The 26,318-nt window shown below is 34.3% G+C and carries 22 protein-coding genes and 1 tRNA gene; 8 read left to right on the top strand and 15 right to left on the bottom strand.

Going from position 1 to position 26,318, the window contains the following annotated elements:
* Both K8V80_RS00415 and K8V80_RS00410 read right to left on the bottom strand, forming a co-directional pair.
* Positions 1-606, bottom strand: a 606-nt coding sequence (locus K8V80_RS00415) for a DUF3822 family protein (RefSeq protein ID WP_276774519.1), incomplete at its 3' end; no start/stop codon positions are given.
* Positions 607-659: 53 nt separating this feature from the next.
* Positions 660-1,343, bottom strand: coding sequence for a hypothetical protein (locus tag K8V80_RS00410; protein WP_006744064.1), 684 nt, complete (start codon positions 1,341-1,343; stop codon positions 660-662).
* A gap of 96 nt (positions 1,344-1,439) precedes the next feature.
* On the opposite strand from K8V80_RS00410, the gene K8V80_RS00405 reads away from it, so the two are divergent.
* Positions 1,440-2,858: an ATP-dependent DNA helicase gene (locus K8V80_RS00405; RefSeq protein ID WP_276774515.1), complete on the top strand. Its 1,419-nt coding sequence runs from the start codon at positions 1,440-1,442 to the stop codon at positions 2,856-2,858.
* A gap of 63 nt (positions 2,859-2,921) precedes the next feature.
* Here K8V80_RS00405 and alaS read toward each other — a convergent pair whose 3' ends face one another.
* On the bottom strand, positions 2,922-5,543 hold the full coding sequence (gene alaS, locus K8V80_RS00400; RefSeq protein WP_276774513.1) for an alanine--tRNA ligase: 2,622 nt from the start codon (positions 5,541-5,543) through the stop codon (positions 2,922-2,924).
* A 235-nt stretch (positions 5,544-5,778) separates the two neighbouring features.
* On the opposite strand from alaS, the gene K8V80_RS00395 reads away from it, so the two are divergent.
* Entirely contained in the window at positions 5,779-6,231 is a 453-nt protein-coding gene (locus K8V80_RS00395; RefSeq protein ID WP_006744067.1) for a MerR family transcriptional regulator, read from the top strand.
* Here the strand turns inward: K8V80_RS00395 and K8V80_RS00390 are convergent, their stop codons facing one another.
* The 5 genes from K8V80_RS00390 to K8V80_RS00370 form a co-directional block, all read right to left on the bottom strand.
* Positions 6,232-8,475: a RelA/SpoT family protein gene (locus K8V80_RS00390; RefSeq protein ID WP_276774511.1), complete on the bottom strand. Its 2,244-nt coding sequence runs from the start codon at positions 8,473-8,475 to the stop codon at positions 6,232-6,234.
* 69 nt (positions 8,476-8,544) lie between these two features.
* Positions 8,545-9,789 carry a lytic transglycosylase domain-containing protein gene (locus K8V80_RS00385; RefSeq protein ID WP_006744069.1) on the bottom strand — a complete coding sequence of 415 codons (1,245 nt, stop codon included), beginning with the start codon at positions 9,787-9,789 and terminating at the stop codon, positions 8,545-8,547.
* A 20-nt stretch (positions 9,790-9,809) separates the two neighbouring features.
* Positions 9,810-10,634, bottom strand: coding sequence for a DUF5683 domain-containing protein (locus tag K8V80_RS00380; protein WP_006744070.1), 825 nt, complete (start codon positions 10,632-10,634; stop codon positions 9,810-9,812).
* Positions 10,635-11,516 (bottom strand): ParB/RepB/Spo0J family partition protein, encoded by an 882-nt coding sequence (locus K8V80_RS00375; protein WP_157450697.1) that lies wholly within the window; start codon positions 11,514-11,516, stop codon positions 10,635-10,637. It abuts the gene before it with no gap.
* Between the two features lie 8 nt (positions 11,517-11,524).
* Positions 11,525-12,295, bottom strand: coding sequence for a ParA family protein (locus K8V80_RS00370; protein WP_006744072.1), 771 nt, complete (start codon positions 12,293-12,295; stop codon positions 11,525-11,527).
* A 314-nt stretch (positions 12,296-12,609) separates the two neighbouring features.
* On the opposite strand from K8V80_RS00370, the gene surE reads away from it, so the two are divergent.
* The 3 genes from surE (at position 12,610) to K8V80_RS00355 (ending at position 15,369) form a co-directional block, all read left to right on the top strand.
* Entirely contained in the window at positions 12,610-13,401 is a 792-nt protein-coding gene (surE, locus tag K8V80_RS00365; RefSeq protein ID WP_006744073.1) for a 5'/3'-nucleotidase SurE, read from the top strand.
* 7 nt (positions 13,402-13,408) lie between these two features.
* Positions 13,409-14,545 carry a lipid-A-disaccharide synthase gene (gene lpxB, locus K8V80_RS00360; RefSeq protein WP_276774502.1) on the top strand — a complete coding sequence of 379 codons (1,137 nt, stop codon included), beginning with the start codon at positions 13,409-13,411 and terminating at the stop codon, positions 14,543-14,545.
* 101 nt (positions 14,546-14,646) lie between these two features.
* A complete protein-coding gene (locus K8V80_RS00355; protein WP_172633416.1) occupies positions 14,647-15,369 on the top strand; it encodes a NigD-like protein in 723 nt (240 codons plus the stop codon).
* An 85-nt stretch (positions 15,370-15,454) separates the two neighbouring features.
* Here the strand turns inward: K8V80_RS00355 and K8V80_RS00350 are convergent, their stop codons facing one another.
* Genes K8V80_RS00350 through rsfS form a run of 3 tightly spaced genes read right to left on the bottom strand, consistent with a single transcriptional unit; the run spans position 15,455 to position 18,741 of the window.
* Positions 15,455-16,294 (bottom strand): phosphatidate cytidylyltransferase, encoded by an 840-nt coding sequence (locus K8V80_RS00350; protein ID WP_006744076.1) that lies wholly within the window; start codon positions 16,292-16,294, stop codon positions 15,455-15,457.
* A 14-nt stretch (positions 16,295-16,308) separates the two neighbouring features.
* The gene (gene ftsH, locus K8V80_RS00345; protein ID WP_276774496.1) at positions 16,309-18,330 is read right to left on the bottom strand and encodes an ATP-dependent zinc metalloprotease FtsH; all 2,022 of its coding nucleotides are present in this window, start codon (positions 18,328-18,330) and stop codon (positions 16,309-16,311) included.
* A 45-nt stretch (positions 18,331-18,375) separates the two neighbouring features.
* Entirely contained in the window at positions 18,376-18,741 is a 366-nt protein-coding gene (gene rsfS / locus K8V80_RS00340) for a ribosome silencing factor (RefSeq protein ID WP_006744078.1), read from the bottom strand.
* A gap of 266 nt (positions 18,742-19,007) precedes the next feature.
* Between rsfS and K8V80_RS00335 the strand changes: the two genes are divergently transcribed.
* Positions 19,008-19,078 (top strand) — tRNA-Gln (locus tag K8V80_RS00335).
* Positions 19,079-19,189: 111 nt separating this feature from the next.
* On the opposite strand, the gene K8V80_RS00330 is transcribed toward K8V80_RS00335, so the two are convergent.
* The 4 genes from K8V80_RS00330 to K8V80_RS00315 all read right to left on the bottom strand — a co-directional run bounded on the left by K8V80_RS00330 (position 19,190) and on the right by K8V80_RS00315 (position 23,492).
* Positions 19,190-21,010 (bottom strand): DUF349 domain-containing protein, encoded by a 1,821-nt coding sequence (locus K8V80_RS00330; protein WP_006744079.1) that lies wholly within the window; start codon positions 21,008-21,010, stop codon positions 19,190-19,192.
* Positions 21,011-21,109: 99 nt separating this feature from the next.
* On the bottom strand, positions 21,110-22,444 hold the full coding sequence (gene mgtE, locus K8V80_RS00325; protein ID WP_006744080.1) for a magnesium transporter: 1,335 nt from the start codon (positions 22,442-22,444) through the stop codon (positions 21,110-21,112).
* A 43-nt stretch (positions 22,445-22,487) separates the two neighbouring features.
* Positions 22,488-23,276 carry a 16S rRNA (adenine(1518)-N(6)/adenine(1519)-N(6))-dimethyltransferase RsmA gene (gene rsmA / locus K8V80_RS00320; protein ID WP_276774490.1) on the bottom strand — a complete coding sequence of 263 codons (789 nt, stop codon included), beginning with the start codon at positions 23,274-23,276 and terminating at the stop codon, positions 22,488-22,490.
* Positions 23,277-23,318: 42 nt separating this feature from the next.
* On the bottom strand, positions 23,319-23,492 hold the full coding sequence (locus tag K8V80_RS00315) for a hypothetical protein (protein ID WP_276774487.1): 174 nt from the start codon (positions 23,490-23,492) through the stop codon (positions 23,319-23,321).
* Positions 23,493-23,848: 356 nt separating this feature from the next.
* On the opposite strand from K8V80_RS00315, the gene K8V80_RS00310 reads away from it, so the two are divergent.
* Together K8V80_RS00310 and K8V80_RS00305 are read left to right on the top strand one after the other, a co-directional pair.
* Positions 23,849-24,835, top strand: coding sequence for a lysylphosphatidylglycerol synthase transmembrane domain-containing protein (locus K8V80_RS00310; RefSeq protein ID WP_276774485.1), 987 nt, complete (start codon positions 23,849-23,851; stop codon positions 24,833-24,835).
* A gap of 3 nt (positions 24,836-24,838) precedes the next feature.
* Positions 24,839-26,299, top strand: a complete 1,461-nt coding sequence (locus tag K8V80_RS00305; RefSeq protein WP_276774482.1) for an aminoacyl-histidine dipeptidase — start codon at positions 24,839-24,841, stop codon at positions 26,297-26,299.
* Positions 26,300-26,318 lie beyond the last annotated feature (19 nt).

Here is a 26,318-nt window from a genome sequence, read left to right as displayed (position 1 = left end):
ACTAGTTTCTGAGGCATTAAATGCATTCGTTAGTAATAGTTTTCCTTTATTTAAGCAAAACAAATGCATTGTTTCAGCTTGAATATGAACAAACATCTTTTTAGTATTGCCTTCTTTACTCTTTTGTGAGTAATAAGCTATTAAAGGAGTGTTTTGAGCGAAGAAGCGAGGGTTCCTGAAGTGTTCATTTAGAAATTTGTATAGAATCTTATTTGCCCCATAAATAATAGTAAGATTGTTTGCCTCTAAAGTGTTATAGCATACTTGTGTATTTGTGTTGAGTAGCTTTTGTCCAAAATAATAGAGTTCTTGGCAAATGTCAGGATTAAATAAATTGAGGGGGTGAACTATTGTTTTTGTATCTCCAATCAATATATTTACTCTCTTATAAAGTTGACTTAAAAAAGGATGATTGGTTACTAGTGCCTTGAAATTAGCAATCAAAGGAAGTTTTCTGTCAATATCTAAATCAAAAAAGGTATAAGGATTATCGCTTAATGGGTTGTAGATAGAAAAAGAAAATCCATCCGTATTAATACGGATGGATAATGTATATTGTTCCGATTTGCTAAAATCCATTTCTTGAATTGTAGTTATTGGAGACATATTCTAGTGTTTATAACTTCGATTAATTAGAAGTTAAGTTGTTCTCTATACTATTATAGAGATTCCCAGTTACCTGTTGTAATAGGTTCTTCCATAGAACCAACTCTAAGACCAGCATATCTGTCTAGTTGTTGGCGTAAGTAGGTCATGTTTTTAATTTCTTGTTCGTCAAGACCTTTTAAATAAACATGGTATGGAGTTTGAGCTTGGAAAAATCTTGCTGGACCTGATTGAATAGTATCAACTTTAGCTGAAAGTTCAAATTTAGCACCACCTGTAAATGGAACAAATTGAATTGAGTCAGCAACAAATCCCTTAGGATAAAGAGTCTCAAGAACAGGAACTTCAATCGTATCACGCTTGAATTCTGTTAAACCGTTCTTCTCAACTTCTTTCCAATCACCTGTAGCTTTTGCTTTATTGATGATCTTCATAGCTTTTTCTTCTGTAAGACCATCTTCTTTTTGAAGGTCGGTAAGTTCGCCAACTTTATATAGACTTTGAATGTTACCATGTTTGATGAAGTCAATCAAACTGTCAAAATCGTTAGCATAGTGGCTGAATTGTTTACGGTACTCTAATTGAGCTTCTCTAATTTCGATTAAACGAGCGATAACAGCTTTTTCTCTGATGCTTTTCTCTTTATCGAAGTTAATAGGGCCCATGATACTTGCATAGCACATGTAAAGTAAAGCTACCGCACAAATAGCTAATACGACATTAGTTACTTTTTTCATGATATGTATTATTTTTAGTTTATATTCGTACTTGCAAAAATAGAATAAATTAATCTATTTAACGATAGAATAGAAAAACTTTTTCACACTAATAGGATGTTATACACTTTTTTCGCTAAAAAGATAAAAGAAAACTTTAGATACAGTCCCACTGATCAACAAAATCAGGTAATTATCCAATTATCTCACTTCCTCTCATCTAAAAAAACAGATGATATTTTTCTACTGAAAGGATACGCTGGAACAGGTAAAACGTCTCTTGTTGGAGCATTGGTTAAAGCCTTGATTTCTTTACAACAAAAAGTCATATTGATGGCTCCTACCGGTAGGGCAGCTAAGGTTTTCTCTTCTTATGCTGATTATCCAGCATTTACTATCCATAAAAGAATATACAGAGAGAAGAAATTTGGTGCTGAAGATCGTAACTTTGAGTTAAATGTAAATCTTTATAGCAATACTCTGTTTATTGTTGATGAGGCTTCTATGATTGCGAATCAAGGTCTCTCAGGATCTTCTTTTGGTTCGGGTTGCTTGCTCGATGATCTTATTCACTATGTGTATTCTGGAACAAATTGCAAATTGATTTTGATGGGAGATACTGCACAGTTACCTCCCATAGGAGAGGATTTGAGTCCTGCTTTAATCTCAGATCAGCTTTCTGGTTACGGACTGCGAGTTCATAATTGTGAAATGACGGATGTTGTACGACAAGAAGAAAATTCTGGAATTTTATATAATGCAACGCAGTTACGGACTCATTTATCTGAGGGGGATGTTCTTAAATTGCCACAGATAAAACTTCAAGATTTCCTTGATATTAAAAATGTTCCAGGTACTGAGTTGATAGAAGAACTAAACACTTGTTATGGAAGAGAAGGGATGGACGAAACGATTGTTGTTTGTAGATCGAATAAAAGAGCGAATCTCTATAATAAAGGTATCCGTGCAGCGATACTTTATCGTGAAGATGAACTCAATACGGGGGATTTACTTATGGTAAATAAAAATAATTACTTTTGGTCTAAAGAGTATAAGGAAATAGATTTTATAGCCAATGGAGAAATTGTAAAAGTGGAGCGATTAAACAGTACTTATGAACTGTATGGTTTTCGCTTTGCCGATGCAACAATATCGCTACCTGATTATGATCACTATGAAATGGATGTGAAGCTACTATTGAACACATTGCATACAGATACTCCTGCATTATCTCGGAATGATCAAGAAAAGTTATTTTATGCTGTTTTAGAAGATTATGAGGATGTCTCAATTAAAAGAGAGCGAATTAAGAAAATTAAAGAAGATCCTCACTTTAATGCTTTACAAGTAAAATATGCTTATGCTATTACGGGACATAAGGCACAGGGTGGTCAGTGGAAAAATGTATTTCTCGATCAAGGTTATATGAGTACTGATTATTTAAGTACAGAATATTTTAGATGGTTATACACTGCGTTTACTCGTGCTACAGAGCATTTATATCTTGTGAATTATCCTGCGGATCAATTGATATAGTATAAAAAGAGAGTCAACTCATAGAATTGACTCTCTTTTTTATGTTATTAGTGGTATCTAAAATTATCTCAAATTAGCAGACTCAATAATGCTTTCTACTGCTGCATGTAATCCATCTGGATTTTTTCCTCCAGCAGTGGCAAAATGAGGTTGACCACCTCCTCCGCCTTGAATAAGCTTAGCTGCTTGGCGAACTAGGTCTCCAGCTTTTAGTCCTCTTTCTATTAAGTCATCGCTTAACATAACAGTTAACATCGGCTTCCCTTTTTCTATGCTACCAGCAACGAAGAATAAGTTTTCAGTAACTTCTCCACGAAGTTGGAATGCAATATTTTTTACAATATGTGCAGGAAGATTACTCACTGTTTGAATAACTTTTACTCCATTTATAACTTCTGCATTTTGAAGTAATCTTTCTTTGATTGAAGCCTCTTTTTCTTTCATATAGTCTTCAACTTGATTCTTCAATTCGGTGTTTTCTACAATGAACTTAGTTATTGTAGAAACAAGGTCAGGAGTATTATTGAATAAAGATCTTAAGTCTTTAAGTGTATCTTCTACCTCATATAGGAGTTGCTCAACTTTTTCGCCTGTCCATGCTTCGATACGTCTGATTCCAGAAGCAATAGATCCTTCTGATATGATTTTAAACATACCTATACTTCCTGTTGCTGGCACATGAGTACCACCACAGAATTCAATAGATTTATCAAACTGAACTACACGCACTTCTTCTCCATATTTTTCACCAAAAAGGGCTATAGCACCTAAATCTCTGGCTTCTTGGATTGGAATGCTGCGATATTCTGTTAATGAAATATTCTGACGAATACGCTCATTTATGATTTGTTCTACTTGACGGATTTCTTCATCTGTTACTTTCTGGAAATGTGAAAAGTCGAAACGCAGAGTTTCAGGTGTTACTAGCGACCCTTTTTGCTCAACATGAGAGCCTAATACTTCCCGTAAAGCCTGGTCTAGTAAGTGCGTTGCACTATGGTTGGCAGCACAAGCTGCACGTTTTTCTCTATCGACACAAGCCATAAATGTAGCTTCAAGATCAGTAGGAAGCTTTGTTGTAATATGGATAGGGAGATTATTCTCTTTCTTTGTATCAATAATATCAATTGTTTCGTTGTCGTTAACAAGGACACCAGTGTCACCTACTTGACCTCCGCTTTCTGCATAGAAAGGAGTTTTATCTAAGACAAGTTGGAAATATGTTTTCTTCTTTTGAGTAATCTTACGATAGCGAAGAATAGATACTTCATATTCTGTGTAATCGTAACCAATAAACTCTGTAGTACCTTCTTTTACTGTTACCCAATCTGATGTTTCAATTGATGCTGCATTACGAGCTCTGTCTTTTTGCTTTTGCATTTCAGCATTGAAGCCTTCTAAATCAGCAGTCATACCATGTTCTCTTAAGATTAGTTCTGTTAAATCTAGAGGGAATCCATAAGTATCATATAGAGTAAACGTTTCTTTACCACTGATCTCTGTTTTTCCTTGTTTGCGAGTTTCATCCATTGTGTTCTCAAGAAGGTGTATACCTGTTTCAAGAGTGTGTAAGAAAGATTCTTCCTCTTCTTTAATTACTTTTTCAATCAGTACCTTTTGAGCTATTAGTTCAGGGTAAGCGTCTCCCATACTTTCGTTTAGTACAGGTAGAAGCTTGTACATAAATGCACCTTTTTGGTTTAAGAAAGTATATCCATAGCGTACTGCTCTACGAAGAATACGTCTGATAACGTATCCTGCTTTTGCATTAGATGGTAATTGACCATCAGCTATTGAGAATGCTATAGTTCGGATATGGTCTGCTATTACTCGCATGGCTATATCCAACTCTTTACTTTCCCCATATTTAACATTAGCTAGTGATGCTATTTTTTGGATTAGAGGTTGGAAAACATCTGTATCGTAGTTTGATATTTTGCCTTGAAGAGCCATACATAGACGTTCGAATCCCATACCCGTATCAATTACTTTATGTGGAAGATCTACTAAAGTCCCGTCCGCTTTACGGTTGAATTGCATAAACACAAGATTCCATATCTCAATTACTTGAGGGTGGTCATGGTTCACCAATGAACGACCATCTACAGCTTTACGCTCAGCTTCACTTCTTAAGTCAATATGTATTTCAGAGCAAGGACCACAAGGACCCGTATCACCCATTTCCCAGAAGTTATCGTGCTTGTTGCCATTTATAATGCGTTCTTTTGGAAGATGTTTTTCCCAAAAAGAAAATGCTTCTTCATCACGGTCAAGACCTTCTTCGGGGCTACCTTCAAAAATTGTAGCATATAATCTGTTTGAGTCTAATTGAAGAACATCAACAAGATATTCCCAGGCCCATTCGATGGCTTCTTTTTTGAAGTAATCACCAAAAGACCAATTACCTAGCATCTCAAACATGGTGTGGTGATAAGTATCATGACCTACTTCTTCAAGGTCATTGTGCTTACCGCTTACACGAAGACATTTTTGAGAATCGGCGACTCTTTTATATTTGGCAGGTTTATTACCAAGAATGATATCTTTAAATTGATTCATACCTGCATTAGTAAACATTAATGTAGGGTCATCTTTAATAACCATTGGAGCTGAAGGAACTATTTGATGTCCCTTAGACTCAAAGAACTCTTTAAATGATTCTCTAATTTCTTTTGCCGTCATCATATTTATATCTCTATCCTCGAGGTTAATATTCTTTATGAAAGGATCAACAAAGATAACTTGATTTTATTATTTTTGTGGCTTAATTAGCGAATAAATTAATTGGTAACAAAGTTTGAGGCTGTTTAAATTCTTTGTTTATTTAGATAAAACTCAATATTTTAGGAATATATCTAGGATCTATTTTATTCTAGAATCATCAATTTAGTAGAAAACACAAGAGACAATTTATAGTAATATGGAAGATCATAAGAGAAATGTGCAAGAGAACTTATATGAAATAAATAAAGATGTGCTAGTAGATAGTACAGAAATTGACAAAGATGCTGCTGCGATAAAAGATAAAGTAGATGAAATGTTAAAGGGAGAGATGAAATTATATCACTCAATTAGCGAGGTCGCTGAAATGTTTAAGGTGAATGAATCTCTTCTTCGTTATTGGGAAAAGAAATTTCCAACATTAAAGCCTAAAAAAAATCGTAGAGGTGCTCGTCTTTATATGAAAGAAGATATTGAGCGGATAGAATTAATTTATCATTTAGTGAAAGTTAAAGGGATGACGCTTGCTGGAGCTCGTAAAAAAATGACTCATAATAAAGAGGTAACTCTATCTTGTTTCGATTTGTTACAGCATCTTAAGAATATTAAGGCTGAACTTCTAGCCATGAGGAAAGAATTAGACCAGCGCTAGTTATTCTTCTATTCTTGATACTTGCTTGATTCCTTGTATCTTCTTAAGTTCTTCTGTCAAGCTATTTACTTCGTCTACATCGTGTACGTAAATCTTTATTTTTCCCTCAAAAATACCATCGTCAGTATTAAAAGTAATGTTTTTAATGTTGACATTTAACTGTCTGGATATAACTTGAGTAATATCGTTTAATAGGCCCAAGCTATCGATCCCTTTTATATAGATAATTACTAGAAATGAATGAGTGTGGTTGTCATCCCATGCTGTTGCTATTATTCGATTTCCAAAGCTACTTTTTAGTCGAGTAGCTACGGGACATTGTCTTTTATGGATAAAAAGTCTTCCATTTTCATCCAAATATCCTAACACCGAATCTCCTGGAATAGGATGGCAACAACTAGCTAATTGATAGGTTTTGTTTAATTCTTCTGAAGTAAGAATAAATGTTTTTTTAGGATCAACTCTTTGTTCTACAGATTCTGTTGTCTTAGGCATTTCCTTATCTGTTTTATTGCCAAAAGAAAATGTAAGATACTTTTTCCAAGTAGGTACTTGCTTACCTAAAATTTGTTCTTTTTCTAAATCACCCAATACAATTTCTCCAGAACCAACAGCCTTTGTTAGTTCTTCTCTAGATTTAAGGCTATGTAGTGTTACTAGTTTGTTTACTAGATTTGGACTTTGCTTTATATCGATATCCTTAAAAAAGGAAACTAAGGCTTTATCCCCCTCTACTTGTAATACCCTATCTTTCTTGCGTAAATACGAAGCTATTTCTGTCTTTGCTTTAGCAGTCGTTGCAAAGTTTTCCCAAAAAGGTTCAACCCTTTCTTGTTGAGATGTAAGGATTTCAACTTGATCACCACTCTGAAGTCTATGACTTAAAGGAACTAGTTTGTGGTTTACTTTAGCTCCAATGCAGTGGATTCCTATATCTGTATGTAGGGCGAATGCAAAATCTAGCGCTGTAGAGTTCTGTGGCATTGTTTTGATATCTCCCTTTGGTGTGAATACGAAAATTTCTGAGGCAAATAAATTTAATTTTATAGTATCAAGAAAATCCATTGCATCTGGCTGTGGATCGTCTAATATTTCCTTAATGGTTTTAAGCCATTTTTCTAATTCGCCTTCATCTTCACTACCTCCTCCTTCTTTGTATTTCCAGTGAGCAGCAAAACCTTGTTCTGCAATGTCGTTCATTCTTTCACTTCTGATTTGAACCTCAATCCACTGACCATTGTTTGCCATTAAAGTAACATGAAGGGCTTGGTAACCATTTGCTTTCGGGTGGCTAACCCAATCTCTTAATCTATCAGGATGAGGCTTGTAAATCTTAGAAATAGCAACATAAATATCAAAGCAATCGTTTAATTCTTCCGCTTTACTTCTAGGTTCAAAGATTACACGAACTGCTAATATATCATAGATCTCTTCAAAAGGGATGTGCTTGGTTTGCATCTTGTTCCAGATGGAGTAGATGGATTTAATACGGGCAATAATACGGTACTGTATGCCCATCTTATCGAGTTCTCGCTTTATAGGAGTAGCAAATGTTTTGAATATCACATCACGTTCAGCAGCAGTTTCTTCTAGTTTTTTACTGATGAATTCATATTCTTGTGGATGCTCATACTTGAAGCTGAGGTTTTCTAGCTCTGTTTTGATTTTATATAAGCCTAAGCGATTAGCCAACGGAGCGTAAATGTATAGGGTTTCTCCTGCTATTTTATACTGTTTACTTGGTAGCATTGAACCGAGCGTTCTCATATTGTGTAAGCGATCGGCTATTTTTATCAAGATAACTCGAATGTCATCAGACATAGTAAGCAATAACTTCTTGAAGTTTTCTGCTTGAGCTGAAGCTCTATCTCCAAAAATACCACCAGATATCTTTGTTAATCCATCAACAATCTGTGCTATTTTAGGACCAAATATGTTTTCAATGTCGTCTACAGTATAGTCAGTATCTTCAACGACATCGTGAAGGAGAGCAGAACAAATTGAAGTAGATCCCAAACCAATTTCATTACACACTATTTTTGCCACAGCAATGGGGTGCATAATATAAGGTTCTCCAGATCTCCTACGGATGCCTTTATGAGCTTCATTTGCGAAATTAAAAGCCTTAGTAATGATTTCTATCCTTTTTCTATGTTTAGTTGCTAGGTAATCGTTTAACAACTCTTGAAAGGCTTCTTGAATCATCACCTCTTCGGCTTTTTCTTTTTCAGTTTGTTTATTCATTCAACTCAGCATTTATGGTTCTACTAGGTACAAAAATAGTTATTAATAGCAATAAGGCAACTAAAGGAACTACTTTATAATCTTCAATGTCTTACCGGCTCTAATATTATTGTTCTTAAGCCCATTCCATTGTTTCAATTTGCTTACACTAACGCCATGTTTACGAGCTATGGTAGATAAAGTATCCCCATTTTTAATCTTGTAATAAGTAGTTCTAGATGTTGGTGCTTTAGGTTTTTGCTTAGCTTCTACTTTTTTCCTATTTGTAAAATATTCGTCTCGTTTATAGTTGTATATAGAATCTTGATTTTCTATATATGTTGGGATGGTATAATGAGGTAATCTTAGCGCGTAAGGTTTGGTATTACCAGGAATAATATCTCTTTTATATTGAGGATTTAGACTTCTTAATTCTTCTTTGTCTATATTACAGATGCTACTAATTTGGTCGAAGTGAATTTCTTTATTAACAATTACAGTGTCGCTAACAACTGGTAATGTGCTTTCAATCGGGCATATATTATGATCACAATAATAGGTCATTATGTAGTTTGCCGCGATAAAGGCAGGAACATAACCCCTTGTCTCTTTGGGTAAATAATTGTAGATTTCCCAATAATCAGATTCACCTCCAGCACGTCGTATTGCTTTGTTTATATTACCTGGTCCACAATTATATGCAGCAATAACTAAGTTCCAATCGTGATAGATTTCATAAAGATCTTTTAGGTATCTAGCGGCAGACCATGTTGCTTTTATTGGATCTCTTCTATCATCTACTAAACTGTTTGTTTCTAATCCGTATTCCTTGCCTGTGCTGAGCATAAACTGCCATAATCCTGTTGCTCCAGCTCTTGATACGGCTGTTGGATTTAATGCAGATTCAATAATAGGTAGGTATTTTAGTTCTAATGGTAGGTTATAGGCATCTAGAGCTTCTTCAAAAATGGGGATGTAGAAATTAGTAGAACTAAGCATAATAGCTACCTGTTGTCTTAGCCTTACTGAGTAAAGATCAATAAAACTACGTACAACAGAGTTGTATGGCATTTCCATAATAGATGGAATGCGACTTAGTCGATGATTGTATATAGAATCTGGGAAGAAAGGATTGTCTTTTGCTGTTTGACAGTCTTTCTGTAAGTCTAGATACTTTTGTGTTTTCCAGTCATTCAATAAGCTATCTATAGACCAAATCATGGTTTCAGGAATTTCTATATCTTCATCTATGGTTTGGTTCTGTATTTGCGCTTTACTTGTAACAGTCATGAATAGACTGATGAAGATGAATACGCTTACTATTACTTTCTTCATTATTTTATCCCTTGTATTCTTTAAAACGTAAACTTACACTGTAAGCCTACAGAATTATTTTGTAATATATTATTATTAGAAGTATTTGTATTGTTGTTTATTATTGTTGGTTCAATTCTCATACTTAAATCAGGTGTAATATCAAAGTTAGATAGCTCAGCATCTACATAGGCATCAATTATAGATAAAACGTAGACTCCAATAAAAGCAATGACACTTAAATCTCGGTAACGTCTAAATTTATCTTTCCTGTTTTTTAATATGGTTTCAAGTCTTCCTTCATCAATAGTTACATTAGGTGGAAGTAGCTCTAGGTAGCTATTGGTATTTGGATTATTGTCTTTTAAATCTCTGTAAGCTTGAGAGTAATCTTTGTACATTGTGTTATTCCAATTAAGGGCATAAGCACAACCAGCAAAACCACCATAGAAAATGGGCAGTTTCCAGTATTTACGATTATAGATTTGTCCTCCTCCAGGGAATATAATAGCATACCATGTTGCTTTAGTAGGATTTGGTCTCCATTGATTCGGATCAATAGTTGGTTCATCCATAGGTGCTATTTTAGGGGTAGCATGATTTAAACTATCCAAGCGAGCTTGATTAATGGATTGAATGCTATCAGCCAACAAGATACTATCAGAGATGATGTTGCCTTGAGGGCTTACAGTGTCTATAGTACTCAAAAGAGAATCAATTTTTTGTTGACTCTCTAGTTGTTTAAGTACTTCTTCCTCTGTTTTTTGTTTTACTTCCTGAGCTTGTACCCGAGTGGTCATTAAGCTACCTATTAGTGTACCCAAAACAAGGAGGGTGTAATATATTAAGCTCTTTGCTTTATTCATTTATTTTTTGAGTGAATCAAATATTTCTATAATTCTTTCAAGTTCTTCTTCATTCCCAAAGGGGATGCTGATTTTTCCTTTTCCTTTGCTACTGCAAGTTAGTTGAACTTTTGTATTGAAAAAACCTGAAAGGTGTTGTTTAAGAATATTAAACTCTTCGGGTAATTGAGCATTTTGTTTCTTCTTACCTGAACTCAGCTCTTCACCAGCGTTTAGATCTTTTACAATCTCTTCCACTTTGCGAACTGAGTAGTTATTCTTGATGATATCTTTTAGTAGCTTTATTTGTAGCTTAGGGTTTTCGAGAGGCAATAAAGCTCGAGCATGTCCCATATCAATTTGTCTATGTTGAAGAGCAACTTGAATAGGAGCAGGTAGCTTTAATAGTCGAACATAGTTGGCAATAGTAGCTCTCTTTTTACCTACTCTTTCACTTAGTCTTTCTTGAGTTAAGTCATATTCTTCAATTAAGTGTTGGTAAGCTAATGCAACTTCAATAGCATTGAGATCTTCTCTTTGAATATTTTCAATAAGAGCCATTTCAAGTACATTCTCATCACTTGCCTTACGGATATATGCTGGGATAGATTTTAATCCAGCCAATTGAGAGGCACGGAATCTTCTTTCTCCTGCAATGATCTGGTATCTATCAAGAGACAATTCTCTTAGAGTAATTGGTTGAATAATTCCAATTTCAGAGATAGAGCTAGCCAACTCTTCTAAAGCTTCTTGATTGAATTCTCTTCGAGGTTGATTAGGGTTAACTGAAATTTTAGAAATTTCAATTTCATTGATAGAAGAAGAACCATCAGTTTTAATCTCATCCATTGAGAGTAAAGCGTCTAATCCTCTTCCCAAAGTATTCCTTTTCTGTGCCATAATTCACTAAACTATTTATTCTTTTTGATTAACTCTTTTGCTAGAGCTAGATAATTCTTAGCTCCACTAGAGTCTGCATCATATAAAATGGTTGGTAGCCCATAACTTGGGGCTTCACTTAATTTTACATTACGATGAATAACGGTTTTAAAAACTAAGTTTTGGAAGTGTTTTTTTACTTCTTCATGTATCTGTCGAGCTTGTCTCAATCTTGAATCGTACATTGTAAGTAAAAATCCTTCAATTTCAAGATTTGGATTTAATCTTGATTTGATAATTTTAATTGTATTCAATAATTTACTAATTCCTTCCAATGCAAAATACTCAGCCTGTACGGGAATAATTATTGAATCTGCTGCAGTTAGAGCATTTACCGTAATAAGTCCTAATGATGGAGAGCAGTCAATTAAAATATAATCATATCTCTTCTTAAGAGGGGTTAGAATTTCTTTAAGAATATTCTCTCTATTGTCTAGACTAAGCATCTCAATTTCAGCTCCTACTAAATTGATATGCGAGGATACTACTTGTAAAGTATCTATTTCTGTCGTAAGGATAGCATTTTCTATTTTAGAGTTTTTTCTATCTATAATGCATTCGTAAATGCTGTGAGCAGATTGTCTCATATTTACACCTAACCCAGATGTAGCATTGGCTTGAGGATCAGCGTCAATAACGAGTACTTTCTTTTCTAGCGTAGCAAGTGATGCTGCAAGATTGATAGTCGTTGTAGTTTTGCCGACTCCACCTTTTTGGTTAGCCAAAGTGATTATTTTTCCCATATCAATTTATCAATTAATAAAAGCGAAATAAGTGATAATACATAAGAAGTCCTCATAAATAAGATGAACTTTATTAAAACTGTTGATAAGTTATATCTTATGTTTATAACTCTTAGAGCTAGGAATGATATAACAACTCTATTATAAATATTTTGCTATTAAGCAAATATACTAATTTTTATTCAATTTTATTCGTTTTTTCCTAGCTTGCAGATGCTTATAATCTCTAAATATAATAACGGATTTACACTTCCTCAACCAAAAAGCCATAAATATGGTTATATTTGTAGCATATAATTTAAAATAAAAAAGAAATGAGTCATAATAAACCATTAATATTAATCACGAATGACGATGGCCTTATAGCCAAAGGAATTAGTGAGCTTGTAAAGTTTGTTCGTCCCCTAGGAGAAATTGTTGTTGTAGCTCCAGATGCTCCTCGATCCGGTAGTGGCTGTTCTCTAACAGTAACTCAACCTGTGCACTTTAAAATGATTCGTAAAGATGTTGGATTAACCGTTTATAGATGCTCTGGATCTCCTGTTGATTGTGTAAAGCTGGCTCGTCATGCCATTTTAGATAGAGACCCCGATTTAGTACTTAGTGGAATTAATCATGGTGATAATTCAGGAGTCAATGTACATTATTCTGGAACAATGGGGGCGGTAATAGAAGCTTGTGTAAATAGAATACCTGCTATTGGTTTTTCTCTTTGTGATCATGATCAAGGTGCCGATTTCGAACCTATGGGTAAATATGTTAGAGAATTAACGAAAATGGTTTTGCTTAATGGTTTGCCAGACTATACCTGCTTAAATGTTAATTTCCCTAAGGTTGAAGAAATTAAGGGATTAAAGGTTTGTCAACAAGCTCGAGGTAGTTGGTCTAATGAATGGGAACCTTGTCCTCGTTCTTTTGATGAAAATTATTATTGGATGTCAGGTTCATTTGTTCCACTCAAGAAAGGACATGAGAAAAGTGACAATTGGGCTTTAGCAAATGGTTATGGTGCTATTACACCTACGTTGGTAGATATGACTGATTATAAATTTGCTAAGGAATTAGACAGCTTAGTAGCAGGTTTATTAATGGAAGATGAGGAGTAGTTAGTACATGAAGTATTACTTGATAGTTGGAGAAGCCTCAGGAGATTTGCATGCATCTCATTTGATGAGTGAGTTAAAAAAGCAAGACCCCTCTGCAGAGTTTCGTTTCTTTGGAGGAGACTTGATGAAAGCGGTAGGAGGAAATTTAGTAAGACATTACAAGGATCTTGCTTTTATGGGCTTTATTCCTGTGCTCTTAAACTTGCGTACTATATTTGCTAATATGCGATTTTGTAAAGAAGATGTTGTGAGTTGGAATCCAGATGTTCTAATTCTTGTTGATTATCCTGGCTTTAATTTAAATATCGCTAAGTATATAAAGAAAAATACGTCTATTTCGATTTACTACTATATCTCACCCAAGATCTGGGCATGGAAAGAGTATCGCATAAAAAATATACGCAGAGACATTGATGAAATGTTTTCAATTCTTCCTTTTGAAGTTGATTTTTACAAAAAACACAACTATCCCATTCATTATGTAGGTAATCCCACAGTGGATGAAATTGTGGCTTTTAAATCATCTTATAAAGAAACTATTGGAGAGTTTACTTCTAGAACGAATTTAGGAACAAAGCCTATAATAGCTCTGTTGGCAGGAAGTAGAAAGCAAGAAATAAAAGACAACTTGCCTATGATGATTGAATCGGCATCAGCTTATAAAGACTATCAATTAGTTCTAGCGGGTGCTCCTGGAGTAGATAAATCATATTATGATGAATTTATAAAAGGTACTAATGTTCAATTGATTTTTGGTGAGACATATCCTCTTTTAAGTCATTCTCATACTGCCTTAGTAACTTCAGGAACAGCGACGTTAGAAACTGCTCTTTTTAAAGTGCCTCAAGTTGTTTGTTATTATACTCCAGTAGGTAAGATAATTGCTTTTCTACGTAAGAAGGTGTTAAAAGTAAAATATATTTCTTTAGTTAATCTTATTGTTAATCGATTAATAATTCAAGAATTGGTAGCCGATACAATGACTAAGAAGCATTTGGATAAGGAATTAAATAAACTTATCTCAGATGATAAATATCGTAAGACAATGCTTGACAATTATAAAGAAATGCAAGTGATACTAGGAGAGGAGGGTGCTCCTACACATGCTGCTTCTAAAATGATTGATTTGTTAAAAAATAATTAATATACCTCCAATAAAGCAGTATTTTAGAGATTGATGAGTTTATTAAGTATAGAGAGATGTTATACTTAGTAAACTCATTAATTTTTATACAGATGAAAACAATGATTAAAAAAATATTTCTAGCTTGTTTAAGTGTAACAATGCTAGTTGGATTTCAAAGTTGTAATGATGATGATGGATACTCTTTAGGTGATTTTTGGATTTCTTATGCTACCGTGGTGCGTGAAGGAAATACATATTCTCTGAAACTTGACTCGGGTCAAAAGTTATGGGTGGGAGCCGGTTGGATTAATTATAATAGTGTTGATGGCCAACGTGTAGTAGCAGACTATACCATTTTGGGGGATAATTACAATGGTTATGATCATATTGTGAAAGTGAACTACCTCTATGAGATTTTAACTAAAAATGTGGAGTTTGTTAAGTCTGAAGAAGATGATAAAAAGTTTGGTAATGATGGAATACCATCTGTAAATGAGATGTGGGTAAGCAATGATTATTTAAATATTAAATTTACTTATCGTTTGCCATCTGAAGCAAAAGCTCATAAAGTATCATTAGTAGAAAACCAATTAAAAGAAAGCCCTGATGATAGCTCTATTTATTTAGAATTTAGATATAATACATACAATAATAACTCTAGTTATGTAAGTAATAGTATGGCCTCTTTTAATTTGAATACGATAGATTTATCAGGCAAAACGGGTATAAAAATTCTCTGGAAGAACGAAAAAGGAGAAGAAAGTACGATTGATGTTCCTTTAAAAAATATAGACAATAAGAAGATAGATGTGGAGAGTGATAAGAAAGCTAATCTAGAGTAATAAGATTGAAATGAATAATAAATAAGAGGGTGTCTAATTGCAACTAGACACCCTCTTATTTTATTAGTTCCTATTATATACTGTTTTAGAATAATCGTGTAAGATATAGATAAAAAACAACAGCTGGTATAGCTAGTATTGTACTATCAAAGCGATCAAGGAATCCTCCATGTCCTGGAAGAATATTTCCTGAGTCTTTAATGCCTAATTGACGTTTAAATAAAGATTCTGTGAGGTCTCCCCATGTACCAAAAATTACGACTACTAAGGCAAATCCTACCCATTGAGCATAATTGAGAATAGGGCTAAAATAGCCTATAACTAAAGCTGCTATTACTGCAAATAATGCACCCCCAATACTTCCTTCCCAACTCTTATTAGGAGAAATTCTAGGGAAAAGCTTATTTTTGCCGATCGTGCTACCCACACAGTAAGCTCCTGAATCACTTACCCATATAAAAATAAATAGTGCTAAAGGCATTATGTTGTAATAGGCAATATGTAATCCTCCATCTTTAACAATGAAACATATTGTATTTATAAGGGCAAAATTAAGTCCTACATAAATCTGTGTAAGCATTGTGCCTGCTAAGTTCCCAATAGGGTTATCTTGATTAAGGTACAATTCACTTATGATTAAGTAAAGAATAATACCTAGATAAGGGATAAATATTTCAGATGTTGTTAAGTCTGATACATAACTAGCAAAAGCAATAAAAAGATAGAATGAACCCAAAGAGCTGATTAGTCTGTTTATCTTATACTTGCCACTGTTGTTGAGTAGCCCACTCAACTCATAAGTTGTATAGGCAGAAATTACTGAAAATAGAGCCACGAATGTGATAGGACTATAAACAATAGAGCCTACTAAGAGTAAAACAAATAGTAGGCCTGTTATTGATCGTTGTATAAAATTTGATTTCACGATGTCAATTAGAGTTATTGATTGATTACTGAATCAGATGATTCATCCGAAGTTGATGAAGCTTTAGAAGTGGTATCTTCTGTTGTATTTCCTTCATTAAATGTAGGAGTATTCTCAGATTCTTTATTCTTTTTGGCTTCTTCTTTCCTCTTTTCTTCTAGCTGTAGGGCCATAATTTCGTCGGTACGAGATTTCCATTTTCTCTTACCAAATATAGCTTCTACATCATCTGCAAGGATTACTTCTTTATCCATTAATTCTTCTGCAAGCTTATTGTGTTGCTTAGAATATTCTTTTAATAAATCTTTTGCTCTTTCGTACTGAGTGTTGATAAGTCTTTTAGCTTCTATATCAATTAGTTCAGCCGTTTTTTCACTATAGGGTTTACTAAAATTATATTCATTGTTGTTGTAGTAACTTAGGTTGGGTAGTTCTCTACTCATACCAAAGTAGGCAATCATAGCATAAGCTTGTTTTGTTACTCGCTCTAAGTCATTCATTGCACCGGTTGATATTCTTCCTAAGAATACATCTTCTGCTGCTCTACCTCCAAGTAACGCACACATTTCATCAAGCATTTGTTCTTTGGTTGTAATTTGTCTTTCTTCAGGAAGATACCAAGCTGCACCAAGAGCTCTACCTCTAGGTACTATGGTTACTTTTACTAAAGGATTAGCATGTTCTAGCACCCATGAGATGCTAGCATGACCAGCTTCATGAATAGCGATGGATCTTCTTTCCTCTTCTGTTGTAATTTTATTTTTCTTTTCAAGTCCACCTACAATTCTATCGACTGCATTTAAGAAGTCTTGTTTTGTAACATACTCCTTATTATGTCTAGCTGCAATTAGTGCAGCTTCATTACAAACATTAGCTATATCTGCACCGGAGAACCCAGGAGTTTGTCTAGCTAATAATTCTACATCAACAGAATCGTCTGTTTTTAAAGGACGTAAATGTACGTTGAATATCTCAATACGATCGTTTAAATCTGGTAAGTCAACATAAATTTGTCTATCGAAACGACCAGCACGTAGAAGAGCTTTATCTAATACATCTACACGGTTTGTAGCTGCTAAAATAATAACTCCACTATTTGAGCCAAAACCATCCATCTCGGTAAGAAGTTGGTTAAGGGTGTTCTCTCTTTCATCATTGCCTCCCATGGAAGGATTTTTGCCACGAGCTCTACCTACAGCATCAATCTCATCAATGAAGACGATACATGGAGCTTTCTTCTTAGCTTGTTCAAATAAGTCACGGACACGTGATGCACCTACCCCAACAAACATTTCAACAAAATCAGATCCTGCCATAGAGAAGAAAGGTACATGTGCTTCACCAGCAACAGCTTTTGCCAATAAAGTTTTACCTGTACCTGGAGGGCCTACAAGTAATGCTCCCTTCGGTATTTTACCTCCTAATCGAGTATATTTTTGTGGGTCTTTTAAGAAGTTTACAATCTCTTCAATTTCTTGTTTTGCTTCACTCAGACCTGCAACATCTTTAAATGTTACATTAGTAGATTCTCCTTTTTCAAAAAGTTTTGCTTTTGATTTACCTACATTGAAGACTCCACCACCAGAACCTCCACCACCAGAATTCATTCTTCTCATGATAAAGATCCAGAAGGCTATGATGACCAAAATAGGTAAGATGTTCCAAAGTAGTGCTCCGAAATAATCTTTCTTCTTGTCATAAGTAATTGAGCCGTCAAAGTTACCTTCTGTTGCTTCTTTTTCTATGAATTCTCCTAATGCAGCTCTAGAAGGAGCTTCAGTTAGTACCATTGGATTTCTTCCTACACGAGTAGAATCGCGTTCGAAAACATCTGCAACAGCTACTTGTTTTATGTATGCTTCTACTGTATTGTCGTCGTAGCCGATCACTTTTTCTACATATCCATTGCGGATATAGTTTTGGAACTCATCATAAGATACCTCTTTGTTGAGTGAGCTTCCAGGATTGGTGATTAACAGCCCAACGAGCATCATTGCTATAAAAAAGAATAGCCAGTTTAAATTAAATTTTGGCATATTAGGCTTGTTAGGTCTTTTGATTCTTTTGTTCATTATGATTAATTAATCGATATCAGGTATTGATTTTAGTTGAGCATCAGCCCAAAGTGTCTCTAGATTATAGAAATTACGTGCTTCTGGTTGGAATATGTGTACGATAACATCTGCATAATCCATAGCTACCCATTCTGCATTGCGTAATCCATCAACCACTAAAGGAGCTTCACCAGCATTTTCTTTTACTTCTTCTTTCACATTGTTAGCAATACTGCTAACCTGATTCGGTGAATACCCTTCGCATATGATAAAGTAGTTGGTAATAGTATCTTCTATTGAAGTAAGATCTGCCACCACCACTTTTTTACCTTTTTTATCTTGTATAGATTCAACAATTTGATTTAATAAAAATTCAGTGTTTGTTTTCTTCAATGTTATTTTAATTTTCTGTTAGTTCGCAATTACTAGCTTACCTCTCTTGTAAATGTAATGTATGAGGTAATATGTCATTTGATCTTAATATACAAATATACATTGATTTCTTGGATCATTGCAACTTATTATATAAAACGCAACAATCTTTCTCGTATTTTTGATAAATAGTATTCTTTGTAGAACAAATATTTATTAAAATAGTTTCGATTTTTATCCTTCTCATTTTTAATTATAAAAAGTTTTGTATATTTGCACAGTATTCTTGGGCTATGGTGTAATGGTAACACTCCAGATTCTGGTCCTGATATTCCAGGTTCGAGTCCTGGTAGCCCAACACTGAAAGTTCATAATTAGATAATTCTGATTATGAACTTTTTTTATGATTATTTTTTACATAAAAAGGCTACTTGTTGAAGTAGCCTTTTCTGAAATTTATGAATTAGTTTTATTTTTCGTCTTTTCTAAAGATAGATTGATCAATGACTTCTATTTTTTTATTAAACACTTCGAGTTCAGTTCTTAATCTTTCTACTTTTCTTGTTACTTCCTCAATTAGGCTATTCCCCTTTTTACTAGATAACGTTAGGAAACCCAAGTTGTTTTCGTAAGTCGCTAAATCAGATTTCAATCTTTCTACTTTTCTCATTAGCTTTTCTCTTTCTCGGTAAAGAGCATTTTCATTACCTCCTTCTTGTATAGAGCTTACAATGGTTTTGAAATTACTTATTTTTTGCTGGGCCTGACCTTTATTGGCTCTTTGGAAATGCTTGTCAATAAGGTCTCTGTATTGTTTATATATAGAATCTTTGACTTTAAAAGGTACATGACCGATGCTATTCCATTGTTTTATTAGCTCGTGAACTTCTTCATTTACTTCAGAAGCTTTAGTTTCATCTTGAGTTAATTCTTCAAGTTTGGTGATAACTTCCTTCTTAAGAGCGAGATTATCTGTTTGTGCTTTACGTTGTTCAGCATTTTGCTGATTTCTTTTTTCAAAGAAATAATCACAGGCAGCACTAAATCTCTTCCAAACCATATTGGATTTGCTCTTGTGAACAGGTCCAATCTTTTTCCAATCTTTTTGAAGCTTGATAAAATCAGCTGTTGTTTTTTTCCAGTCTGTACTATCTTTTAATGCTTCAGCTTGTTCGCAAAGAGCTTCTTTCTGACTTAAATTATCGACCATTTCTTCTTTTACATCTTGGAAGAATTCAGCCTTTGTATTAAAAAAGAGATCACAAGCAGCTCTAAAACGCTCAAAGATTTTAGTGTTCATTTTTCTAGGAGTGAATCCTATCGTTTTCCATTGCTCTTGCAAAGCTAAAACTTCATCTGTTTTTTTATTCCAATCTGTAAAGTTTTCTAGCTTGTCTAATTCTATCTTTTCAATAGTTTCGCAAATTTCCGTTTTTGCCTTAAGGTTTTCTACCTCCTGAGCTTTTATTTCATCAAAATAAGCTTGGTGCTTTTTGTTGATTACAGTTGATGCTTCTTTAAAACGCTCCCATAAATCTTCTCTCAATTCTTTGGCTACTGGGCCAATTTCTCTCCATTGTTGATGGAACTTTTGTAACTGATGAAAGGCAGAGATAACATCTGGTTCTTCATCAAGCTTTTCAGCTAACTCACAAAGTTCTGTTTTAAGCTCAAGGTTCTTCTTGAAATCATATTCTCTAAATTCATGATTTAGCTTGAGCATATCATAATATTGCTCAACATACAATTGATATGTTCTCCACAATTCATTTGCTTTAGATTGTGGTATTAATCGGATGTCATTCCATTGATTTTGAAGCTCCTTAAATTCTTTGTATGAATTGTTAGCATCTTCGGGAGAATCCACAAAAGATTTAATTTTTTCAATGATCGCTGTTTTCTTTTTTAGATTTTCTTCTTTAAGTTCCTCTGATCGTACAGCAATTTTACGACGGATTTCTTTAACTTGATCTATTAAATTTTTTAAATCTATCTCTAGTGGATCTGGAGTAGGCTTAAAATCTTCAACTTTCCCGCCATCTTGAACAAATTTTTCTTGTTTGTCGGCTAACTCTTGCATGTGCAGCTTATAGAAAACTTGTTTTAGAGTATCTAGCTCAGATTTATTAGTGTTCTCTGCATCATTTAATAGCAGTCTTAGCCTGTCGATAATTTCTTGTTTTGTATTAAAAACAGTTTTCTCAGTATTGTTCTCAGAATCCATGTCTATTTTGTTTTCTGGAGTATTCTGAGTTTTTAAAGCATCTTTCTTTTCTTGAGAATCCATCATTGTAAAATCATTTAAGAGAATAGGCTCGGCCTATTTATTGTTTTGTACATCAGTTAAAGAAAATGATATAATTTTATTCTGTGAATATATAAATTTATTTTATGATAGTAAGCGTGTTAGCATCATATAAAACATCATACCTACAATATCATTGGTTATTGAAATAAATGGTCCCGTTGCAATTGCAGGGTCTATTTTAAGTCTTTCTAGTGTCATAGGTACTAAAGTACCAAAGATAGAGGCAAACATTACTACAGAAAAAAGACTCAATGAAACAGAGTATGTAATGATAGCTGTTGGTCCAAATCTAAAAAAGTTGAAAATATAAACCAACATAGATATTATAGTTGCGTTGACTAATGCTACTACTGCTTCCTTAGATACTTGCTTTACTGTTTCTTTTGAGTCAAGTGAACTATTTGCCAATCCTTGTACTACTAGTGCGGAGGATTGAGTTCCCACATTTCCTCCTGTTCCTCCAATAAGAGGGATATAATAAGACATTTCTGTAGTGAGGGTAGATTCAAAACCTTCAATAAGAATGGAGTTACCCATACCACCAATCATTCCGATTAGTAGCCATGGAAGACGGGCCTTTGTTTGTTTAAATAGATTATCATCTGTTTCAACATCTTGAGATAAACCCGAAGCCAATTGGTAGTCCTTTTCTGCTTGTTCACGGATTTCATCCATCACGTCATCCACAGTAATGATACCAGCCAATCTTCCAATACTATCAACGACAGGAAGGGCTACTAAGTCATATTTTTCAATGATTTGTGCAACCTCATCCAAGGGAGTATCCACTTTTACTGAAATAGGATCTTTCTTCATTACATGCTTCACTTTGGAAACAGAAGGAGAAGTAATCACTTTTTTCAAAGGGAAAACACCTTGAAGCCTATCATCATCATCGACAACATATACATAGTGTATCTCATCTAGTTCTTCAGCTTGGGCACGCATCTCTTTTAGACATTCGGGCATACTAAGGTTTTCATTCACCTTTACCATTTCTGTGGCCATTAATCCCCCTGCAGTATGCTCATCATACTTCAATAGGTCGACAATGTTACCTGCTTGCTCTACGTCGTCTATGTGAGAAAGAATCTCGCTTTGTTTTTCGGTGTCCAGATCACGCATTAAGTCTACTGCGTCATCGGTATCCATATGATCAATAAAGCGTTTAGCAATCGTCGCCGAAGGTAGAAGCTCTAGAAAGTCTTTACGAATATCCTCATCCATTTCCACTAAAACATCTGCTGCTATTTCATTGTCGAGTAAGCGATAGATATCTTTAGCTTCGGTGTAGGATAAGTCATTTAACAGCTCAGCAATATCTGCTGGGTGTAACTTTTGCAATTCATCCTTAAGCTGGGATTGTGCTTTGTTTTTGATCAATGCTTTAATGTGATCAATAAATTCTTGGTTCACGACTTAATTCCTTTTTTAAATGTTAACTACATATGGTTTATCTCTATGTGTTTTGTAGCTCTTTCTCTACTAGGTTTGTTATTTTAATAAACTCCTCTACACTGAGTTGTTCAGGGCGTTTCATGAAAATATCATCTTCTGTTATTGGGGAGTTTTTACCTAGTATGGGCTTTATGGAGTTTCTTAGGGTTTTTCTTCTTTGATTAAATGTGGTTTTTACTACTTGTTTAAATAATTTCTCGTTACACCCCAAATCTGAAACGTTATTTCGTTTCATACTGATAACAGCACTTTTCACCTTTGGTGGTGGGTTGAATACTTTTTCACTGACAGTAAATAGATACTCTACATCATACCAAGCTTGGATAAGTACAGATAGTATTCCATAGGTTTTCTTCCCTGGTTTGGCTGCAATTCTTTCAGCAACTTCTTTTTGAATCATGCCTGTACATAGTGGAATAATCTCTTTGTTGTCAAGCATCTTAAAAAATATCTGGCTCGATATATTATAAGGATAATTGCCTGTAAGGACAAAAGGCTTTCCATCGAAAACTTGATTTAAATCCATTGCTAAAAAATCAGCTTCAATGATGTCGTTTTTTAAAGCAGGAAATTCTTCATATAGATAAAATATAGACTCAGTATCTAAATCGACTACTTTAATAGGTCTTTCTTTGGGTAGAAGATATTGAGTAAGCACACCCATGCCTGGTCCTACTTCAAGTATAGGAATTTCAGGTATAAGGTCTACAGTATTCGCTATATCTTGTGCAATTTTCTGATCTTTAAGGAAATGTTGTCCTAGATATTTTTTTGGTTTGACTAATTTCATGCAGTGATTCTACTATATATTAATAACAGGGACAAAGATAACCTAATTCATACCAATTATTAAATAATACTTCATTTTATCTAAATAGGGCGATAAAATAATCACTGTTGTAACTTTATAGATGATATATTCTGTTCTAGATGATTTTATAAATTGTTGAGCGTATGGATGTGTGGGGTTATGCGAATGAGTTGCTTTGTCTACGATTTTAGTCATAAATACTAGTTTAGAAAAAGCCCATGATGAAAGCTCTAAGTGATTCTCGTATTTCATTAATGAATTATGATTTAAAACACGACAAGAGTATTTTTGACACCGATATGTTCATGCTTTGACACCGACATGATGATGACATGTCGGTGTCATGATGGTAATATGTACTAGTGAGAATATCTCCTTAATGACCGTAAGAAAACAAGTTTTGTATGCTTGGACAAGGTGTGATATTTATTCTTCTTAAGAACAAATATTTTTAGATTGACTCTTTATAAAATCATCATTCATGAATAGCAGCAAGTAGAATTTGGGTAAATTCTAATAAAATAAGTAGTTTTGTAGCTTCATAAATAGAAATGGAAACAAAGAAAGGTTTAAAATATACAATGCAAGTACTCATTGCATTTGGTCTGGGGGTAGGTATTATTTATTGGATCTATCAAGATTTAGATTTTGATAAAGTGTGGAATGTGCTTGAGAATGAGACCAATTGGTATTGGATGATTCTTTCTCTGTTTTTTGGAGTATTAAGTCATGTTCTAAGAGGTTGGAGATGGATGCTTGCTTTAGAGCCTTTAGGTGTGAAACCTAAACGCAGCAATGCTGTAAATGCTATCTTTACCTCTTATGCTGTGAATCTTGTTGTACCTAGGTTGGGTGAATTTACTCGGTGTGGAGTCTTAACCAAATATGATCAAGTTTCTTTTTCGAAATCTCTAGGAAGTGTTGTCGCTGAACGCTTTGTTGATTCTGCTTGTGCCTTCTTTGTTCTGTTTCTAGCAATCTTATTGCAGGGAAATTACTTTTTTGCTTTTTTAAAAAATACAGGAATTCAAATTCCTGCCGAAGGACTATTATCAAATAGTTCCTTTTATATATTTATCTTCTGCTTTATAGCTGTGATAATATTATTGTATTGGCTAACCAAAAAATTAACTTTGCTAGATAGAGCAAAAGGTATTTTACAAAATATATGGGAGGGAGTAATTGCTTTACGAAAAATTAAAAAAGCAAATCTATATTGGCTATTTACTGCACTTATTTGGGTGTGTTATTTCTTGCATTTTTATTTGACGTTTTATTGCTTCTCCTTTACCTCTGATTTGGGACCATTGGCTGGCTTGGCCCTCTTTATAGTAGGGAGTTTCGCAGTGGTTGTTCCAACGCCAAATGGTGCTGGTCCTTGGCACTTTGCAGTTATAACTATGATGATGCTTTATGGTGTCGATAAAATAGATGCGGGAATTTTTGCTTTAATAGTACATACTATTCAATCGTTTTTAGTAGTTTTGTTAGGAACCTATGGATTTGTGGCTCTTCCCTTATCCAACAAAAACTATTAAAAAATGAGTACAATACTATCATTGAATCCAAAAGCTGTTTGGAAACACTTTCACGCCTTAACACAAATTCCACGTCCTTCAGGACATATTGAGGAAATAACTAAATACCTCGTAAAATTTGGTAAAGATTTAGGCTTAGAGTCATTTGTAGATAATATCGGAAATGTTGTTATTCGTAAGCCAGCTACACCTGGTATGGAAAATCGTAAAGGTGTAATCTTACAGGGCCATATGGATATGGTTCCTCAAAAGAATAATGACACTGTTCATGATTTTGAAAAAGACCCTATTGAAACAATTATTGACGGAGAATGGGTTAGAGCTAATGGTACAACTTTAGGTGCTGACAATGGTATGGGGGTAGCTGCTGCTATGGCTGTGCTAGAATCTAAAGATATCAAACATGGTCCACTAGAAGTACTTGTAACTGCAGATGAGGAAACAGGTATGGTTGGTGCGTTTGGTCTTAAAGCTGATACATTAAAAGGAGAGATCCTATTAAACTTAGACTCTGAATCTGAAGGTGATTTATTCATAGGATGTGCTGGGGGAGTAGATATTACTGCTTCATTACAATACAAAGAAGTTGAACCTGATGCAGATGATGTTGCTGTAGAAGTCGTTTTAAAAGGGCTTAAAGGGGGACACTCTGGAATGGAAATAGACTCAGGTAGAGCAAATGCGAATAAATTAATGGTACGTTTCTTAAGAGAAGCTGTCGTATCTGTTGAAGCTCGCCTTTCTTCTTGGCAAGGAGGTAATATGCGCAATGCTATTCCACGTGAAGCACATGCTGTACTAACTATACCAAAAGATAATTTAGAAGACTTAGAAGGTTTAGCTGAATACTGTGAAACTCTATTTAATGAAGAATTTGGTGCTATTGAAACACCTATTAAAATATTGACGAGCAAAGTTGACTTACCGAAAGGTGTTGTTCCTGAAGAAATACAAGATAATTTAATTTCATCTATTTATGCTTGTCACAATGGAGTGTTAAGAATGATTCCTGCTATTCCTGACACAGTTGAGACTTCTACTAATATGGCTATTGTAGATATAAAAGAGGGAAAAGCTGAAGTTAAATTCTTAACTCGTAGTTCTAGTGATTCTATGAAAGAGTATCTAGCAACGATGATTGAATCATGCTTTGGTATGGCTGGTATGAAAGTTGAATTTAGTGGAGCTTATTCAGGCTGGAATCCTAATATTGAATCGCCTATTTTAAAGGCTATGAAAGAAACTTATGAAAAGTTGTTTAAGAAAGAACCCTCCATAAAAGTTATTCATGCGGGTCTTGAATGTGGTATAATTGGTGCTACTGTACCAGGATTGGATATGATTTCATTTGGACCTACACTAGAATCTCCTCACTCTCCAGCAGAACGAGTTCATATTGAATCTGTTGATAAATTCTATGATTTATTAGTAGTAGCTCTTGAAGCAACTCCTATAAAAGAATAAATACTTAATATTTATTAAT

The organism is Bacteroides coprosuis (assembly GCF_020741705.1).
Taxonomy (GTDB): Bacteria; Bacteroidota; Bacteroidia; order Bacteroidales; family Bacteroidaceae; genus Bacteroides_E; species Bacteroides_E coprosuis.
The sequence above is the reverse complement of the archived record's forward strand: the minus strand, read 5'-3'. Positions and strand labels throughout refer to the sequence as shown.